Source organism: Segetibacter sp. 3557_3 (genome assembly GCF_004354985.1).
GTDB lineage: Bacteria > Bacteroidota > Bacteroidia > Chitinophagales > Chitinophagaceae > Segetibacter.
The window spans coordinates 69,507-85,406 of record NZ_SMSK01000018.1; the positions used below are offsets into that span (position 1 = coordinate 69,507).

General features: G+C 45.1%; 16 protein-coding genes. 8 read left to right on the plus strand and 8 right to left on the minus strand.

The genetic code is table 11. The features are described 5' to 3' along the window. Positions 1–251: 251 nt before the first annotated feature. On the minus strand, positions 252–2,102 hold the full coding sequence (locus tag EXU57_RS20870; protein WP_133270202.1) for a 2-oxoacid:acceptor oxidoreductase subunit alpha: 1,851 nt from the start codon (positions 2,100–2,102) through the stop codon (positions 252–254). A gap of 235 nt (positions 2,103–2,337) precedes the next feature. Here EXU57_RS20870 and EXU57_RS20875 point away from each other — a divergent pair, with 235 nt between their 5' ends. Then, positions 2,338–3,105, plus strand: a complete 768-nt coding sequence (locus EXU57_RS20875; RefSeq protein ID WP_133270203.1) for a Bax inhibitor-1/YccA family protein — start codon at positions 2,338–2,340, stop codon at positions 3,103–3,105. Positions 3,106–3,369: 264 nt separating this feature from the next. On the opposite strand, the gene EXU57_RS20880 is transcribed toward EXU57_RS20875, so the two are convergent. Continuing rightward, a complete protein-coding gene (locus EXU57_RS20880; RefSeq protein WP_133270204.1) occupies positions 3,370–4,167 on the minus strand; it encodes a TIGR00266 family protein in 798 nt (265 codons plus the stop codon). A 261-nt stretch (positions 4,168–4,428) separates the two neighbouring features. On the opposite strand from EXU57_RS20880, the gene EXU57_RS20885 reads away from it, so the two are divergent. Continuing rightward, on the plus strand, positions 4,429–4,869 hold the full coding sequence (locus EXU57_RS20885; protein WP_133270205.1) for a response regulator: 441 nt from the start codon (positions 4,429–4,431) through the stop codon (positions 4,867–4,869). 6 nt (positions 4,870–4,875) lie between these two features. Here EXU57_RS20885 and EXU57_RS20890 read toward each other — a convergent pair whose 3' ends face one another. Continuing rightward, a complete protein-coding gene (locus EXU57_RS20890) occupies positions 4,876–5,340 on the minus strand; it encodes a nucleoside deaminase (RefSeq protein ID WP_243745678.1) in 465 nt (154 codons plus the stop codon). 156 nt (positions 5,341–5,496) lie between these two features. Between EXU57_RS20890 and EXU57_RS20895 the strand changes: the two genes are divergently transcribed. Together EXU57_RS20895 and EXU57_RS20900 are read left to right on the plus strand one after the other, a co-directional pair. Then, a complete protein-coding gene (locus EXU57_RS20895) occupies positions 5,497–6,879 on the plus strand; it encodes an aldehyde dehydrogenase (RefSeq protein WP_207955557.1) in 1,383 nt (460 codons plus the stop codon). 271 nt (positions 6,880–7,150) lie between these two features. Continuing rightward, entirely contained in the window at positions 7,151–7,732 is a 582-nt protein-coding gene (locus EXU57_RS20900) for a glutathione peroxidase (protein ID WP_243745679.1), read from the plus strand. 168 nt (positions 7,733–7,900) lie between these two features. Here the strand turns inward: EXU57_RS20900 and EXU57_RS20905 are convergent, their stop codons facing one another. Next, positions 7,901–8,665, minus strand: coding sequence for an exodeoxyribonuclease III (locus EXU57_RS20905; RefSeq protein WP_133270207.1), 765 nt, complete (start codon positions 8,663–8,665; stop codon positions 7,901–7,903). Positions 8,666–8,735: 70 nt separating this feature from the next. Between EXU57_RS20905 and EXU57_RS20910 the strand changes: the two genes are divergently transcribed. Continuing rightward, the gene (locus EXU57_RS20910) at positions 8,736–9,518 is read left to right on the plus strand and encodes a TIGR00730 family Rossman fold protein (RefSeq protein ID WP_133270208.1); all 783 of its coding nucleotides are present in this window, start codon (positions 8,736–8,738) and stop codon (positions 9,516–9,518) included. Here the strand turns inward: EXU57_RS20910 and EXU57_RS20915 are convergent. Next, entirely contained in the window at positions 9,502–10,593 is a 1,092-nt protein-coding gene (locus EXU57_RS20915; RefSeq protein ID WP_133270209.1) for a COX15/CtaA family protein, read from the minus strand. The two genes, EXU57_RS20910 and EXU57_RS20915, sit on opposite strands and share 17 nt — an antisense overlap. 228 nt (positions 10,594–10,821) lie before the next feature. Here EXU57_RS20915 and EXU57_RS20920 point away from each other — a divergent pair, with 228 nt between their 5' ends. Next, positions 10,822–11,442: a ribonuclease HII gene (locus EXU57_RS20920; protein ID WP_133270210.1), complete on the plus strand. Its 621-nt coding sequence runs from the start codon at positions 10,822–10,824 to the stop codon at positions 11,440–11,442. A 578-nt stretch (positions 11,443–12,020) separates the two neighbouring features. Here the strand turns inward: EXU57_RS20920 and EXU57_RS20925 are convergent. The 3 genes from EXU57_RS20925 to EXU57_RS20935 form a co-directional block, all read right to left on the minus strand. After that, positions 12,021–12,632 carry an L-threonylcarbamoyladenylate synthase gene (locus tag EXU57_RS20925; protein WP_133270211.1) on the minus strand — a complete coding sequence of 204 codons (612 nt, stop codon included), beginning with the start codon at positions 12,630–12,632 and terminating at the stop codon, positions 12,021–12,023. Positions 12,633–12,746: 114 nt separating this feature from the next. Continuing rightward, positions 12,747–13,754, minus strand: a complete 1,008-nt coding sequence (locus EXU57_RS20930; RefSeq protein ID WP_133270212.1) for a glycosyltransferase family 2 protein — start codon at positions 13,752–13,754, stop codon at positions 12,747–12,749. 73 nt (positions 13,755–13,827) lie between these two features. After that, the gene (locus tag EXU57_RS20935) at positions 13,828–14,652 is read right to left on the minus strand and encodes a metallophosphoesterase family protein (protein ID WP_133270213.1); all 825 of its coding nucleotides are present in this window, start codon (positions 14,650–14,652) and stop codon (positions 13,828–13,830) included. 287 nt (positions 14,653–14,939) lie between these two features. Here EXU57_RS20935 and rplM point away from each other — a divergent pair, with 287 nt between their 5' ends. Beyond that, on the plus strand, positions 14,940–15,383 hold the full coding sequence (gene rplM, locus EXU57_RS20940; protein ID WP_133270214.1) for a 50S ribosomal protein L13: 444 nt from the start codon (positions 14,940–14,942) through the stop codon (positions 15,381–15,383). A 70-nt stretch (positions 15,384–15,453) separates the two neighbouring features. Next, positions 15,454–15,843 carry a 30S ribosomal protein S9 gene (gene rpsI / locus EXU57_RS20945; protein WP_133270215.1) on the plus strand — a complete coding sequence of 130 codons (390 nt, stop codon included), beginning with the start codon at positions 15,454–15,456 and terminating at the stop codon, positions 15,841–15,843. The last annotated feature ends 57 nt before the right edge of the window (positions 15,844–15,900 follow it).

The window sequence follows — 15,900 nt, forward strand, 5'->3', positions numbered from 1 at the left end:
ATCAAATAAATGGATTTTCGATCGTTGAACCGTCCACTGCACCAAATTATTTAGGTAACAGCATATAACTTATGGAGAACAAAATCCCGGCAGAGCTGTGTAAGCCATTGTAAGTGTCATGTCAGTTGCCTAAAAACAAACATTTTTGCAGACTCGTAAACTAGAAGTTGTATTCGCTTCAAGGTAATAGAAAAGCCGCTGTAAATAATTGCTCACTTACAACGGCTTTCAACCAGTAGAAAACCCGGCACCTAATGTGGGATCATTTGCTTGATTACTTCAATCAGCTCGCCTTTAGTAATGGGAACACCCATGATTTTGTTATATCCTTTTGCGTCTAACAGGTATTTGTCGCGGATAATTTTGATGAGTTGACCGTTGTTAATTTCCGGTATCAGCACCTGGTCGTAATTGTTAAGTATCTCGCCCAGGTTTTTCGGAAACGGTCTTACATAACGAAGGTGTGCATGTGCTACCTCATAACCCTCCTGCAAAAGTTCGTGCACCGCGCTTTTGATGGCTCCATACGTACTTCCCCAGCCCAATACCAGCAACTTGCCTTTTTCAGGACCGCTGTCAAGCTTCTGTTCCGGTATATAATCTGCAATCTTGTTTACTTTTTCCTCCCGGATCTTTACCATTAGCTGGTGATTATCCGGGTCGTAGCTAACATTTCCCGTGATGTTCTGCTTTTCGATACCACCAATCCGGTGTTCCAGTCCCGCAGTTCCCGGTATTGCCCAGGGGCGTACGAGCTTTTCATCGCGCAGATAGGGTTGAAACTTATCCTCCTGGTGTCCGAGCTCCGTTTTAAATTTAACCTCAATCTCGGGTAAGTCGGCAGCCTTCGGAAATTTCCAGGGTTCAGCACCATTGGCGATATAACCATCGCTCAACAGGATCACCGGGGTCATATGTTGTACAGAAATCCGCACCGCTTCGTAAGCTGCGCTGAAACAGTCGCTTGGGGTGGAAGCGGAAATTACCGGCATCGGGCATTCGCCATTCCGACCATAATAGGCCTGCATCAGATCGCTCTGCTCAGTTTTGGTGGGTAAACCGGTTGAAGGTCCACCGCGCTGGATATTGATAACCAGTAACGGAATCTCCAGCATAACCGCCAAACCCATCGCTTCAGCCTTTAACGCCATCCCCGGGCCTGAAGTCGTGGTTAATCCAAGCAATCCGCCATAGCTCGCCCCAATGGCAGAAGTGATGGCTGCAATTTCATCTTCAGCCTGGAACGTTTTAACGCCAAAAGATTTGTGCTTACTTAGTTCATGCAAGATGTCTGACGCCGGGGTAATCGGGTAGGAGCCAAGAAACAGTTGCAGCCCACTTTTCTTGGAAGCGGCAATAAGACCATATGAAAGGGCCTGGTTACCCATGATGCTACGGTAGTAACCAGCGTTCATTCGGGCTTTTTCGACAGTAAACCGGGTAGTAAATGTTTCAGTCGTGTCCGCGTAGTTGTAGCCGGCCTGTAGCGCCTTTATATTACTTTGAAGAATGGTGTCCTTCTTTCCAAACTTTTCAGTCAGGAAACCAATGGTATTTTCCATGCTCCGGTTATACATCCAGTATAGAAAACCCAACACAAACATGTTTTTGGCCCGATCCTTCTCTTTGATGCCAAGATCGAAATCTTTTAGAGCCTCCCGCGTCATTTTGGTGACGTCCATTTTAATTACCTGGTAATTAGTAAGGCTGTCATCTTCAAGGGGGTTCACGCCATCAGGATAGTTGGCAAGCCTGAGGTTCTTAGCATCAAATCCATCTGTGTTGGCGATGATACGTCCGCCCTTTTTCAGGTTTTTCAAATTTACCTTTAGCGCGGCGGCATTCATGGCTACAAGCACATCGCAATGATCACCTGGTGTATATATCCTGGAACTGCTGAAATGCAGCTGGTACCCGCTTACCCCGGGTAACGTTCCCTGTGGGGCACGTATTTCGGCGGGAAAGTCGGGAAATGTCGCAAGATCAATACCCATTAGGGCAGTATTGTTGGTAAATTGGCTTCCAGTGAGCTGCATACCATCACCACTGTCGCCTGCAAATTTGATGACGACATCCTGTAAAACTTCTTCTGTATAACTCATTACAAATTTTTGTATCAAAAAACGATTGTGCGAAGGTACTATATGCTAATGTACAAATTGATGCCGTATAATATATGACACACCTGTGAAAATGGCTGGAGGACGGTTTGTTTTCAATGTTCAAGCTAATCTTTTTAAGAGATTCTGCCACTACGAAGGCAATGAATTTAACAAGGGAATCAAAGCTTGCAATTGTATATTTGTGTCTATATTTAAATACTAAAAACCTAATCATATGTCATTGCTCAAGTCGGGAAACCCGACGCTAACAGAAAAAATCTTCGATACTTCGCTGGCAGATCGTGGGGAAGGTGTTATGACCGCAAGAGGATCCCTTAACAAGTTCGGTTTCCTTTTTTTGATGGTTATAGCAGGTGCCGGATTTACCTGGCATTTATTCGATCAGGGAAAGATGCAATTGATGTATCCACTGATGTTAACTGGTGTTTTCGGTGGTTTTATCCTTGCTTTGGTAATCACCTTTAAACCAAAGTGGGCAGGGTACCTCGCGCCACTTTATGGCTTGCTTGAAGGTTTATTCATAGGAGCTTTATCTGCAATTGTCAACAACCTGTTTGCGGCAAATTACCCCGGGATTGTCATGCAGGCAGTTGGGCTTACCATGGGAGTGGCGGTTGCCATGTTCCTGTTGTACCATTTCCGCGTGATCAGGGCAACAGAGAAGTTCAAATCCATGATCATCACTGCCACAGTGGGTATTGCTATTTTCTATGGTATAACCATGTTACTTAGGTTATTTGGCGTTGAAATGGACTTTATGATGCTGGGAAATGGTAGTCTTTTGGGGATAGGTATCAGCCTGTTTGTTGTGGCAATAGCTGCACTTAATCTTATCCTTGATTTCGACCGGATCGAACAAGGTGCTGCCCAGGGTGCTCCAAAATATATGGAGTGGTATTGTGCATTTGGATTGCTGGTCACCATTGTTTGGCTCTATATCGAAATGCTTAAGTTGTTGAGTAGGTTTTCCAGCAGGGACTAATCAATTCACGTTTTTAAAAAAATAAGAGCCGGTTCCTTCAGAGCCGGCTCTTTGTTATTAATACAAGTTGCAAAGTCATTTATTTGGCAGATCTTTTATGGATCAGGCCTCAAATTCTATTGAACATTGTTGCGCGTGCCCCATACTTGTTTGTGGGTCGCACTCTTGTGGGGCATGGCACTCTTGTCCAAGTTTAATCGATACACACTTATTCATCTTAAGGTCAGCTTTAGAAAATTAATCCGGGTTGCGGATCAACCCGGATTAATGACCGTCACCATCGAGCAGGTTTCCAAATCCACCAAGTATGCTGCCCTCTTCTTTACGGTTTACGGTTCCGTAAGAGAGAATCCTGCTGGCCAGTCTGCTGATGGGCAGGGTTTGTATCCATACTTTCCCAGGCCCTCTAAGCGTAGCAAAGAAAAGTCCTTCGCCACCAAATATGCTGTTGCGTATACCACCGACAAATTGTATGTCGTACTGTACATGCTGGGTTAAGGCAACAAGACAGCCCGTATCAATCTTGATCGTTTGCCCGGCGTCCAGCGTTTTCTCAAATACGTGTCCGCCCGCATGAACAAACGCCATTCCATCGCCCTCAAGTTTTTCCATAATGAATCCTTCTCCACCAAAAATGCCGGTGCCTAGTCGTCTTTGAAAGTCGATGCCGATGCTCACACCCCTCGCAGCACACAGAAACGCATCTTTCTGGCAAATAACTTTACCCCCAAGCTGCAGAAGATCAAGCGGGATGATTTTACCGGGGTATGGCGAAGCGAAGCTTACCTTTTTTTTGCCATGGCTTATATTCGTAAATGCAGTCATGAACAGGCTCTCACCAACAAGAAGGCGCTTCCCCGCTCCAAGCAGCTTTCCAAAAATGCTGTTATTCTCTTGTTTCTGACTCCCGTCGCCAAATATCGTTTGCATCTGGAGACCATCATCCATCATCATAAAGCTGCCACTTTCAGCAATTGCACTTTCATTTGGATCGAGTTCTACCTCAACATATTGCATTTCTTCACCATAAATCTTATAGTCAATCTCATGGTTGGTACGCATAACAATTGTTTAAATTTTTTTAAAGCCGTTAAATTACTCATCTTGCCAGCGTTTTGAAACTATTTTTTAAAACAAGGAAGAAGTTAAGTAATCTGCCAACCACTATCAGGCGTATTGCGTCATAACGAACACGCAGAACTTCGAAGGTGGAAGCATTGGGACTTACTAAGCGGTAATTGTTTATTGAACGGTGGAGTCGGATTTTGTTTATCAATTACTTATCTTGCAAAACACGGATCTGCTAACTACTTAAATCAACACATGAGCACAAATAAGATAAGCCATATCGTAATGGCCGACGACGATGAGGATGATTTTGAGTTTTTTAGATCTGCAGCAGAAAAAGCCTGCCGCCCATTAAAAGTGTCGCATGCAGCCAACTGGATTGAGCTTACCCGGTACCTGGACCGGGAACCTATGCCGGACCTTGTTTTTCTTGATTTGAATATGCCTGTGAAAAATGGTCTTGAATGTTTACAGCTCATCAGGGCCGACAGAAAGTATGATGGAGTAGGGGTATTTATTTATTCAACATCGAGTGCTAAGAAAGATATAGAAGATACCTACAAGCACAATGCAAACCACTACATAGTTAAACCCGATAAGTATGAAGAGATAAGCAGGTTGGTTGAGACAATCTGCGAAATGGACGCTGAAACGCTTAAAGAACGCCCTGAGAAGTCTAATTATATCATGAAGTAACTGGTTTTATCTCCTTGCTTTAAAAAAGTCTTTCATCAGTTTAGCACATTCATCGGCAAGAATACCTCCAATCACCGCCGTTTTTGGGTGAAAAGGATTGTTTGTGCCGCAAAAGTTCCTGTAACCATTTTTAACGTCGGCTGTACCATATACAACCCTATTCAGTTTACTCCAGTAAAGTGCTCCTGCACACATATGGCATGGTTCAACGGTTACAAATAGGGTTGCGTTTGGCAGGTACTTGGCCCCAAGATAGCTGCAGGCAGAAGTAATGGCAAGCACCTCGGCATGTGCTGTGGGATCCTTAAGCTGCTCGACCTGGTTATGACCCTTTGCAACAATCTTGTGGTTAATGACCAATACCGCACCAACCGGAACCTCTCCCTGGTCAAAGGCCTCTTCTGCCTGGCGTAACGCATGAGTCATCCATACTTCGTCGTTGTCCATATTCAATTCACTTCTGTTTTCCATACTGGCAATTTTTAGGATTGGTATCTTTGGTTACGCACCGATCCGAACCACTATGCTTTGTTCCGTAGTGTTTGTCCGCTAAATATACGGCTGGTAATTGCATCTGAACGGCGAGGATAAAGCAATTGGGGGCTGAACAACTCACAAACTATCACCATGAACAATGTAGCTGCTGACTTTCAGTTCCACCTCATGCAAGACTTTTTTATAAGCGGAGCTACCCTCAGCCTGAACTTTCGCAAACAACAGCTAAAGCTACTCAAAAGTGCAGTTGAGAAATATGAAGACAGGTTTTTCGAGGCCCTTCATGCCGATTTACACAAGTCGAAAGAAGAAGCTTACCTGACTGAAATCGGTCTGGTATTCAGCGAAATTGGTCATGCTTTGAAGCATTTGCAAAATTGGATGGCCCCGGAGACGGTCAAAACACCAATCGCCTTATTTCCATCACGCAGCAGCATGGTACGCGTACCAATGGGAATATCACTGGTAATTGCTCCCTGGAACTATCCCATGCAGTTGTTGCTTGCCCCATTAATTGGTTCAATTGCCGCTGGAAACTGCACCGTGCTCAAACCTTCTGAGCTAACGCCGCATACCGCAGATGTGGTTACCGACATGATCCGTGAGCATTTTAGTAGTAATTACATTGCAGTAGTAAATGGCGAAGGTGAGCAAGTGGTGAACCGTTTGATGGATGAGCATCGGTTCGACAATGTATTTTTTACCGGAAGCACCGCTGTTGGTAAGAAACTGGCAATGAAAGCAGCTGAAAAACTCATTCCGATAACACTGGAGCTCGGGGGTAAGAGCCCCTGCATCGTGGACAAGGATGTTGATATGGACGCAGCTGCAAACAGGATTACGTGGGGGAAATTTACGAATGCGGGTCAAACCTGTGTTGCACCGGATTACCTGTTGGTGCACGAAAGCAGAAAGGAAGAACTGGTAAACAAGATGACAAAGTGCATCGGCGAATTCTATGGCACTGATCCAAGGCTATCTGATAATTATGGCCGTATTGTTAATGAAAGGCGCTTTGATGCACTTACCCCGTACCTGGCACAGGGAAGGGTAATTACCGGTGGGCAGACGAACAGGGAAGAGAAATACATCGCCCCAACGATCATGGATAATGTGGTGCATGATCAACCGCTGATGAAAGAGGAAATTTTCGGTCCGATATTGCCGGTATTTACTTTTAAGGAGCACGAAGAAGCGATGTCGGTGATTAACCACAATCCTTCACCTTTGGCGCTTTATATTTTCAGTAAAGATAAACGGGTGCAGCAGCAGTATGAAAGATTGGTTCAATATGGAGGCGGTTGTATAAACAATACCCTTGTACACCTTGGAAACCCATATCTTCCGTTCGGCGGAACTGGCAACAGCGGCATGGGTTCCTACCATGGAAAGTTTAGCTTTGATTGTTTTACACGGCCAAAAGCTATGGTAGCATCGGCAAACTGGCCCGATCCGGCATTGAAATATCCACCCTACCAGGGAAAGTTGAAATTATTGCGCTGGTTATTTTCCTGACCACAGTTGGTAAACAAATTCCCATCAAAGGCGTTTTAGCAAGTTTTAGGCAACCGTCAAATGGACCGCTGCTGTTAGCTTCCTTCCAAATCAACATGGTTCTGGGGGTGTCTGACTTGTTCATGGCCTCTGTACGGCTTTGCTTTTGACAACTAATAATGCTTTGCAATAGGGTAGTTGCTTTACGAATGAAGCGATCTTGCCCTGATGATCACTTTTATATACGATAACCTGGCTAAAGCCTTTTGCAATGACACTCCGACAATCCATTATGAAAACCATTTACCCCCTGATCATGCTCAAGGGTAAATTACGAGATGCTGACACTGCAAAGGATCATAATACAAACATGATTGCACCGCCGGTGAGCTTTTACAAGCTGCACGGCATACTTAATTCCGGGACTACTTATTCGTTCGACGGACTCGCCAACAGGAAGGTGTTGCTGGTAAATACGGCTTCAGATTGCGGCTTTACCGGTCAGTACGACGAATTACAACAGCTATATACACAATACCGGGGCAGCCTGGAAATAATCGGCTTCCCGTCAAATGACTTCAAAAACCAGGAGAAAGGCTCGGATGAGGAAATTGCGGCTTTTTGCAAACTCAATTATGGGGTAACGTTCCCCCTGATGCAAAAGAGCAAGGTTACAAAAGGATCGGGGCAAAACGAAGTATTTAAATGGCTATCAGACGCTTTACTAAATGGGTGGAGCAACCAGCAACCAAAATGGAATTTTTGTAAATACCTGGTAAACGAGCAGGGTATCTTAACCCATTTCTTTCCGTCGGATGTTTCTCCCCTGAGCGCGGCCGTAACAAAACAATTAAAAATGCAAAGGGTAAAATGACAAGGGGTTGCGACTAACGAATTGGATGAACGATCCACAAGTTTCATCACTCGCTTTTCATCCCGCTAAATGTGTTGTCGTTGCTAACATCCCTCGTACCTCGGGATGACAACGGGTAACCCAATTACAACCAATTATCGATCTCATATCTCATCATTACTGTTCCTTTCACTTCAACTCCAGGTAAATGGGGCAATGATCGCTATGCTTAACATCAGGAAAGATTTTCACGTCAGCTATACGGTCCTTTAAGTTTTCGGTTACATTGATGTAATCGATCCGCCACCCTTTATTCTCCAGTCGTGTTGACGGGCGCAACACATTCCACCAGGTATACTGGTGTGGTTCTTTATTGAGGTGCCTGAAGCCATCAACAAACCCGTTTTGCAGAAACTTATCGAACCATGCACGTTCCTCAGGTAGGAAACCGGTCGTTTTCTTACTGCTCTTCGGATTATGTATGTCAATTTCTTTGTGTGCAATATTGTAGTCACCGCAAACCACCAATTGCTTACGGTTCTTTTTCAGGTTATTGAGGTAATCCAGGAATTCATCCAGCCAGACATACTTGTACGATTGCCTGATCTCTCCACTTGTGCCCGAAGGGAAGTAAACGCTAATCACCGAAACCTCCCCGAAGTCGGCCCTGATCACACGACCCTCAAAGTCGCTTTGTTCAATTGCATTTCCAAATACCACCAGGTCGGGATGTATTTTTGTAAGTATTGCCACCCCGCTGTAACCCTTTTTCTGTGCCGAAAACCAATAAGTTTCATAACCCAATGCCTCGATTGCAGCTACATCAACATCGCCTTTGTTTGCCTTGATTTCCTGCAGGCATACAATATCAGCCGGATCAGTCGCCAGCCAGTCGATGAAGCCCTTTTTAGTGGCACTTCTTATACCATTAACGTTGTAAGAAATGATGCGCATAGTATTTGGGTATGTGGGGTGCAAGTTAACGCAAGCATATTTTTATAACCAATTAGCCGAACTTTATTCAATGGCAACAAGTACAAAAATCATTGGAAGCAGAACCGACGAATACCTTGAAGGACCTAAAAGCCGTAGTTATGAATTCCGTTTTGCGCTCGAGGTATTTTGGGAAATGATCCGCGGAATCCGGGCGCTTCATTTTGTAGGGCCTTGTATCACCGTCTTCGGCTCCGCCAGGTTTAAGCCGGGGCACAAATATTACGAGGCTGCAAGAGAGTTTGGAAAACGCATCAGCCAGCTTGGCTTTACCACAATGACCGGGGGAGGGCCCGGAGTTATGGAAGCCGCAAACAGGGGCGCATTTGAGAATGATGGCTACTCAGTAGGTTGTAATATTAAACTGCCATTTGAGCAAAAGGAAAATCCCTACTTGCATAAAAGTTATACGTTCCGCCACTTTTTTATTCGCAAAACCTTGCTGGTGAAATACTCATACGCCTTTGTTATTATGCCGGGAGGGTTCGGTACCATGGATGAATTTTTTGAAACCTTGACCCTGGTTCAAACCAAAACGATCACCCGGTTTCCGCTGGTGCTTTTTGACAAAGCGTACTATACCGAACTGATGAACTACATGCAATTCCTTGCTACCCAGGGAACGATAAGTGAGGACGATCTGAAACTCGTATTACTCACGGATAGCATCGACGAGGCCATGGAGCACATTGCAACTTATATAACCGGTAATTACAAAATCAGGAAACGACCTAGACCTTTCTGGGGATTTTTTGAAAAGAAAAGTAATCCAAATCCGCTTCCGGAGGTTGACCCCGTTAAGCCAGCGGCATAACACGCTGTCGTGATACAGGAACAGCTGCCTTTTTCCAGGTCGTGAGATAAACTACGGCAGTAAGGCTCAGAAACAGCAACATGCCGGTTAATTGGTGTAATTGCGCCATCCACTCAAATACACCAAACCTGCCCGGTGTGATATGTTGGCTGTTTAAGACCGCAAGAACACCTAGCAAAACCTGTACAAACACCAGCACCACTGTTGTGTTTCTCGCGAAGCTAAACGCCCGGGAGTAACCGGCTTTCCGGCTCGCCCACCACCACCCAATAATCAACAGGGAAACCAGGTAAGCAAGGTTGCGGTGAATAAAGTGAATGGTGATTTTATTGTGAAACAGGTCGGTGCTAAGGTTACCCGAAAATGCATTTGGCGGCAACCAATCTCCGTTGATGGTTGGCCAGGTTGAGGCAACCGCTGCGGCTTTTAAGCCAGCCATAAATGCACCATAGATTAATTGGATCACCAGTAAAGTAAGGATTGCGATTGCCCCGTTCTTTAAGCCAACGGATGCTACACGCTCCCTTTGGTCCACTTTTAATTTGATCCAGAAAATGAGGGCATAACCAATCAGGATCATTGCCGCGATAAAGTGTGCGGCGAGCCGGATGTGACTTACATATAAGTCGTTTTCATTAAGGCCGCTTTTTACCATTAACCAACCCACAGCCCCCTGCATTGCGCCAAGAACGAAGAGGATCACGAGTGGCGCAATCATCCACTGCTTGATGTACTTCCTAACAATGAAGTAAATAAATGGGATCAGGAAGACTACGCCAATCAACCTGGCCCAAAGCCGGTGAAACCATTCCCAGAAAAAGATAAACTTAAAATCGGAAAGTGAAAAGTGGGTATTCAGGTACTTGTATTGCGCGATCTGCTGATATTTGGTAAAAGCGTTCTGCCAATCCTGTTCGCTTAAGGGTGGTAGTGCCCCCATGATCGGCTTCCATTCGGTAATGGAGAGACCCGAACCTGTTAAACGGGTGATACCGCCGAGCAGTACCTGTACAACCAACATAAATATTCCAAGCAGGATCCAGTTAGAAACGATTCGGACAGGTTTGTCGGACATAGATTCAATTTTTGGCTCTTTTGTAAAATCCTTTTATATGAATTTGGTTTTACCACGCGAAACTTTTAACGCTTTTGCCGGGCAGGAGCATCGGCAACGGCAATTCCGGTAACACTAACATTAGTTGCGGTAATATTGCAGGTTAACGGGCAAAATTAACCCATATCCGATGTGAATAATTTTCCTGTTTATCATTAACACATTTTATTTTATTTCGTAGCACAAACCATGTTGCTTCCCTTTTACCAGAAAAGATACCTTGAGGCCGGCTGCGACGAAGCAGGCAGAGGTTGTTATGCCGGGCCGGTGTTTGCTGCCGCAGTTGTTCTGCCACGCGATTTTTACCATCCACTCCTTAACGACAGCAAACAGATCAGTGAAGCAGTTCGATACGAATTGCGCCCCGTAATTGAAAAGGAAGCTGTTTGTTACAGTGTAGCCATGGTGTGTAATGAAGAAATCGACAAAATCAACATACTCAGGGCTTCTTTTAAGGCCATGCACCTGGCGTTGGACAACCTCAGGCGAAAACCAAAGTACCTGCTCATCGATGGAAACCGGTTTACACCCTACAATGATGTAAGGCATAAATGCATTATCAAAGGAGACGGTCTTTACTCGTCAATTGCGGCCGCCAGTGTTTTAGCGAAAACCTATCGCGACGACTTTATGAAGAGTCTCCACAACGAGTTTCCCTTGTACAACTGGAGCAGTAATAAAGGTTATGGCACCGAAGAACACCGGCTTGCAATTCAAGCACACGGCCTATGCAAGTACCACCGCATGAGCTTTAACATCAACACCCATCAGCTATCGCTCGACTTCGAAGAGGAAGGAATTTTGATGTGATTTTAAAAGGTCAAAAGTAAAAATTCAAAATTAAAAATGGGGTGCAGAGGACAATTTAAAAGGCAAAATTAAAAATGCAAAATGGGTTTTCCAGTTTGGTGATCTCTAGGGGGTTCGCTGCTGGAGTGCCTTCGAAAGGGTTGCATTCCTTACTGCCGGAAAGCTAAAGTCTAAAAGTCGTCCACGGCCAGCACTTAATTTTACAAGCCGAATAATGGAAATGCCGTAAAAGTGAGTGACACAACGATGTTAAATAGCCTTCCTGCTGCTTGCTCCCAAAAAAACCTCCCAGTTGAAACGTAATTAATAATTGTTTCCAACCGCTCCCTTTCTTCTGAGCTCTAAACCACCATTTATCATCAATGTCGTTTAGTTAGCTACCAGCTTTGATCCTGAAAATTCTTTTTCTTGCTTGGTGTTGAAGTTCTTCGGCTGTTCTTTGTGGTAAAAAGAAGGAAACCGCAAAAAAATACAAGAGTTAGAGCACAAGGTGACAAAGGAAGGTAAATACGGGTCGCTATTCGTAATTACCTAACTGACATTGATTTATCATTCATCATTCAAAATTCATCATTATCTCACCCTTCTCTCCATTCGCCCAATCCCTGGCGAATGACTTCATACGGTTCAATGGTGCAATCAACAACAGTAGAAGGGACCATCCCGCCGGGGCCGCCATCAATTACAATGTCGACCAGGTTTTTAAAGTTTTCATAGATCAGCTCGGGATCGGTATATTCTTCAACCATTTCGCCGGGCAACGATGCGCTGAGAATAGGATGGTCGAGCTTTTCAACAATGGCATTTGCGATCCTGTTGTCGGGTATCCGCAGACCAATTGTACTCTTTTTACCATGCAGTATTTTTGGTACCTCTTTGCTGGCGGGCAATATAAAGGTGTACGGGCCGGGAAGGTATTCTTTAAGTGTGCGGTAGAGTGGAGTAGAAATACTGCGGGTATATTTACTCAAATCGCTGAGGTCGGAACACACAAAGCTTAGCTGGGCCTTTTCAGGATCAACCTTTTTGATCCGGCTGATCCGCTCTATTCCTTTTTTTTGAAAGATATCGCAGCCCAGCCCATAAATGGTATCCGTAGGGTAGATGATAATACCACCATCTAACAAACACTCGACTATAGTTGCGAGCTGCCGTACCTGTGGATTATCGGGATGTAAACGAATAAACATAAAGCAAAAATTAACTGGTAATCCGATATAAAGTGCAAATGCTACAGATGGTATGCCACGGGTGCCCGCCTACGTAAAACGATCCCGGGTGTAATTGGATGGGTAATGCAACCGTTATGCGGGTAATTTATAGTCCCAGTAGTCGGGTTTAAGTACCCATTTTTGTACACTTGCATTTTTCCTGAAAGCCCTTTGATGAAAGGTGTAGCCGCGTTTTTCTTCCGCCGCAAGCATCGCTCTCAAAATCCGGTCCTTTTGCGGGAACAAAAGGGTTTTTGTTTTTGACAGCACTTCACGTACCTGTCTGGCGAGCTTTCTGCCAAGGTTGTTTTCCACTACTGCCGGCCCCTTTCCACTATGCTTAAGCCTGATTGCAGAAAATGAGTTGCACACACCCTGGTAAAATGCCCTTTTCTTAAAGTAGTCGGTTGTAAGCCTGTCCGTTCCGATAAGGTGAAACAACTTTATGTTTGGATGGTAAACCGCCAGGTATCCCAGCTCATTTGCTTTTGAGGTAAGCCCTGTTTCGCCATCTCCCTGGTACATCTGCAGTGTTGCAGGTATGTTGTCGGGGTGAAAGCCCTGCAATGTGTATAGGGCAGTTTTGCGAATACAAAAGTTCAATCCAAAAACAAAGTTTGCATCAATTTTCATGGGTTTGCTGCCAAGGTCAAGCAAGCTGAGCCAGGTGCAATAGCTGCCACCCGAAGGATGTTTTTCCCAAAACAACTCCAGCCAGCCGGGCGGGGGAGTCTCGAATTTTGGCAAAGACGGGCCCGTAGCAAGTTGAACATCAGCATTGGAAAAAGCTTCCGCTACGCCTCCAAACCAGGTTTCGCTGATCTCTACATCATCGTCAAGAAAACAGAGGATTTCGCCGCCGGCCACTGCTGCGCCATGGTGCCGTCCCGTAAGCAGGCCCGGTTCGGCGTCGAAAACGTATTTAAAATTCCATGTAGGGTTGTTGAAAATCTCGCATACATCAGCAGTATTGTCGGATGAGCCATTGTCGACCACCACCACCTCGAACCCGAATGCCGGCTGATTTCTGTAAAGGGCCTCCAGGGTTTGCTTCAGCGTTTTCGCCCGGTTTCGCGTAGGTATAATTACTGAGATAAACATGAAGTATAAGCAGTTTCAGCGTACAAAATAACCCAAACCAAAGGTGGTAAGCACTTTTATTTCAGCAGGTGCATCAATAGTATACCACCTGTTTTTCGATTGAACCATCTTCAAACAAATCGATGATTGCGTAAGCGGCCGGGCATTCATCCAAAGGCGCTTTCCACCAGTTGCCACAAACAGCACCCTGGCACAGGTAGCGAACACCACCATACGTTATATCGTCGATATAGTGCACGTGCCCGGCAAGACAAAGTTTAACAACCGGGTATCGCCTGAATAATGCCTGCAATATAAATGTGTCACGGTGCATCTCGCGCACCGGAAAGGGTGACAGCCTTTTTTTCTTCAGGTGGTACATAAAAGAAGCAATCGAAAGCACGGGCACATGCGAATAGATACACACCGGTTCGTTACAACCTTCAAGTTCCGTTTCGAGCCACCTGAGTTGTTTTTTTCCAAGGGAATACCTGCCTTTCATACTATTCAGACAGATAAACTTCCACCCGTTTTTGCTGAAGCTGTAATAATCCCGTTCCATTTTCAGCATGTTGAGGGCCATCCTGCTGCCGGTCATCGGATTGCCAAGCTGACGCGGAAGGGTAAGCAAAGAGGGTATCCAGATGTCGTGGTTCCCGAGGGCGCTATACATAGGAATGTCAAGCCCGGATACGAGCCCTGTCCACACCTGCCATTGGGCCATTACTTGCTGCAGCGTTTCGAAGTTGGCATCGAGGATCGAATCGCCGGTATTGAGTATGAGTTCGGCGCGGTCGTCCGCCTGCATCAGCCGCTGAAAAATACCTTCGATCGCAGCAACAACGGTTGGGTTTGGGTATACATGGCAATCAGTAATGTGCGCAATACGAAGTGAACGACGCGCCGGGGTGGTATCCATTGAGTACGAAATTAAAAGCTTGTGCCACCAAATGCTTTTTCTTTGGCTCAGGCACCACGGGGAAGGCGCGCAACTTAGCCCCGGATGGCGTTTTTAGCCCCAAATAGCGCTGGGGTTTTCAGATGTTTTAAAAACTAAGTCAAATTTTTTATTGTTTATCAAGTGGTTACAACGGTGTAGTAAAAAATAACACTTCAGGAATTTGTGTTTTTGCCATGTATCCACCTACCTTTGCCATCCAATTTTCAAACCGGTGGGATAGCGCCGGTTACACTAAAAATTTCAACATGAGCAAATTACATTTCACAACCAAACATGCGAACGAGGCTACCGTGCAACGTAACTGGTATGTTGTTGACGGTACTAATCAAACCGTTGGTCGCATTAGTTCAAAAATCGCTGCTGTTCTTCGTGGAAAGAACAAGGCGTATTACTCCCCTCACGTTGACTGTGGAGACTTTGTAATCGTAACCAATTGCGATAAAGTAAAGTTTACCGGCAACAAAATGGATGAAAAAGTTTACCTGAATTACTCTGGTTACCCGGGAGGAAAAAAAGAAGAGATTGCCAAGGACCTGATCAAACGTCGTCCGGAAGTTATCATGGAAAGGGCTGTTAAAGGAATGCTTCCAAAAAACCGCCTTGGCCGTAAAATGTACAAAAAGCTGTTTGTATATGCAGGCGATAAGCATCCCCACGTAGCACAGCAACCAAAGGAACTAAAATTCTAAACCTTCCGTTTCTTCAGGAAACAGGTAAAATCATTTTCTAAGTACCATAAGGGTACGCAATACGATAAAAATGGAAAAACAAAAAAATGCGGTTGGTCGTCGTAAGGAAGCCGTTACCAGGGTTTTCTTAAGCAAAGGTGGCGGACAGATCACTGTTAACGATAAGGACTACAAAGTATATTTTCCGCTGGTTTACTTACAAAACCAGGTAGAACAGCCTTTTAAGGCAATCGAAGCTGCTGATAAATTTGACGTAAAAATCAATGCAACCGGCGGCGGACTTAAAGGACAAGCTGAAGCTGCCAAGTTGGGTATTGCCCGTGCTTTGCTCGAAGTTGAACCTGAACTGCGCCCCGTTCTAAAGGCTGCAGGTTTACTTAAGCGTGATCCAAGAAGTGTTGAACGTAAAAAACCGGGTAAAAAGAAAGCAAGAAGAAGCTTCCAGTTTAGTAAGCGTTAATGGTGCAACGGTGCTCCACCGGCTTCGATTGATGCTGGCGGCAAACCTGCAACCTGC

Excerpts from the sequence above, each read along its gene's own strand:
- EXU57_RS20870 (WP_133270202.1), bottom strand. The coding sequence starts at position 2,102 with ATGAGTTATACAGAAGAAGTTTTACAGGATGTCGTCATCAAATTTGCA.
- EXU57_RS20875 (WP_133270203.1), top strand. The coding sequence starts at position 2,338 with ATGTCATTGCTCAAGTCGGGAAACCCGACGCTAACAGAAAAAATCTTC.
- EXU57_RS20880 (WP_133270204.1), bottom strand. The coding sequence starts at position 4,167 with ATGCGTACCAACCATGAGATTGACTATAAGATTTATGGTGAAGAAATG.
- EXU57_RS20885 (WP_133270205.1), top strand. The coding sequence starts at position 4,429 with ATGAGCACAAATAAGATAAGCCATATCGTAATGGCCGACGACGATGAG.
- EXU57_RS20890 (WP_243745678.1), bottom strand. The coding sequence starts at position 5,340 with ATGGAAAACAGAAGTGAATTGAATATGGACAACGACGAAGTATGGATG.
- EXU57_RS20895 (WP_207955557.1), top strand. The coding sequence starts at position 5,497 with ATGAACAATGTAGCTGCTGACTTTCAGTTCCACCTCATGCAAGACTTT.
- EXU57_RS20900 (WP_243745679.1), top strand. The coding sequence starts at position 7,151 with ATGAAAACCATTTACCCCCTGATCATGCTCAAGGGTAAATTACGAGAT.
- EXU57_RS20905 (WP_133270207.1), bottom strand. The coding sequence starts at position 8,665 with ATGCGCATCATTTCTTACAACGTTAATGGTATAAGAAGTGCCACTAAA.
- EXU57_RS20910 (WP_133270208.1), top strand. The coding sequence starts at position 8,736 with ATGGCAACAAGTACAAAAATCATTGGAAGCAGAACCGACGAATACCTT.
- EXU57_RS20915 (WP_133270209.1), bottom strand. The coding sequence starts at position 10,593 with ATGTCCGACAAACCTGTCCGAATCGTTTCTAACTGGATCCTGCTTGGA.
- EXU57_RS20920 (WP_133270210.1), top strand. The coding sequence starts at position 10,822 with ATGTTGCTTCCCTTTTACCAGAAAAGATACCTTGAGGCCGGCTGCGAC.
- EXU57_RS20925 (WP_133270211.1), bottom strand. The coding sequence starts at position 12,632 with ATGTTTATTCGTTTACATCCCGATAATCCACAGGTACGGCAGCTCGCA.
- EXU57_RS20930 (WP_133270212.1), bottom strand. The coding sequence starts at position 13,754 with ATGTTTATCTCAGTAATTATACCTACGCGAAACCGGGCGAAAACGCTG.
- EXU57_RS20935 (WP_133270213.1), bottom strand. The coding sequence starts at position 14,652 with ATGGATACCACCCCGGCGCGTCGTTCACTTCGTATTGCGCACATTACT.
- rplM (WP_133270214.1), top strand. The coding sequence starts at position 14,940 with ATGAGCAAATTACATTTCACAACCAAACATGCGAACGAGGCTACCGTG.
- rpsI (WP_133270215.1), top strand. The coding sequence starts at position 15,454 with ATGGAAAAACAAAAAAATGCGGTTGGTCGTCGTAAGGAAGCCGTTACC.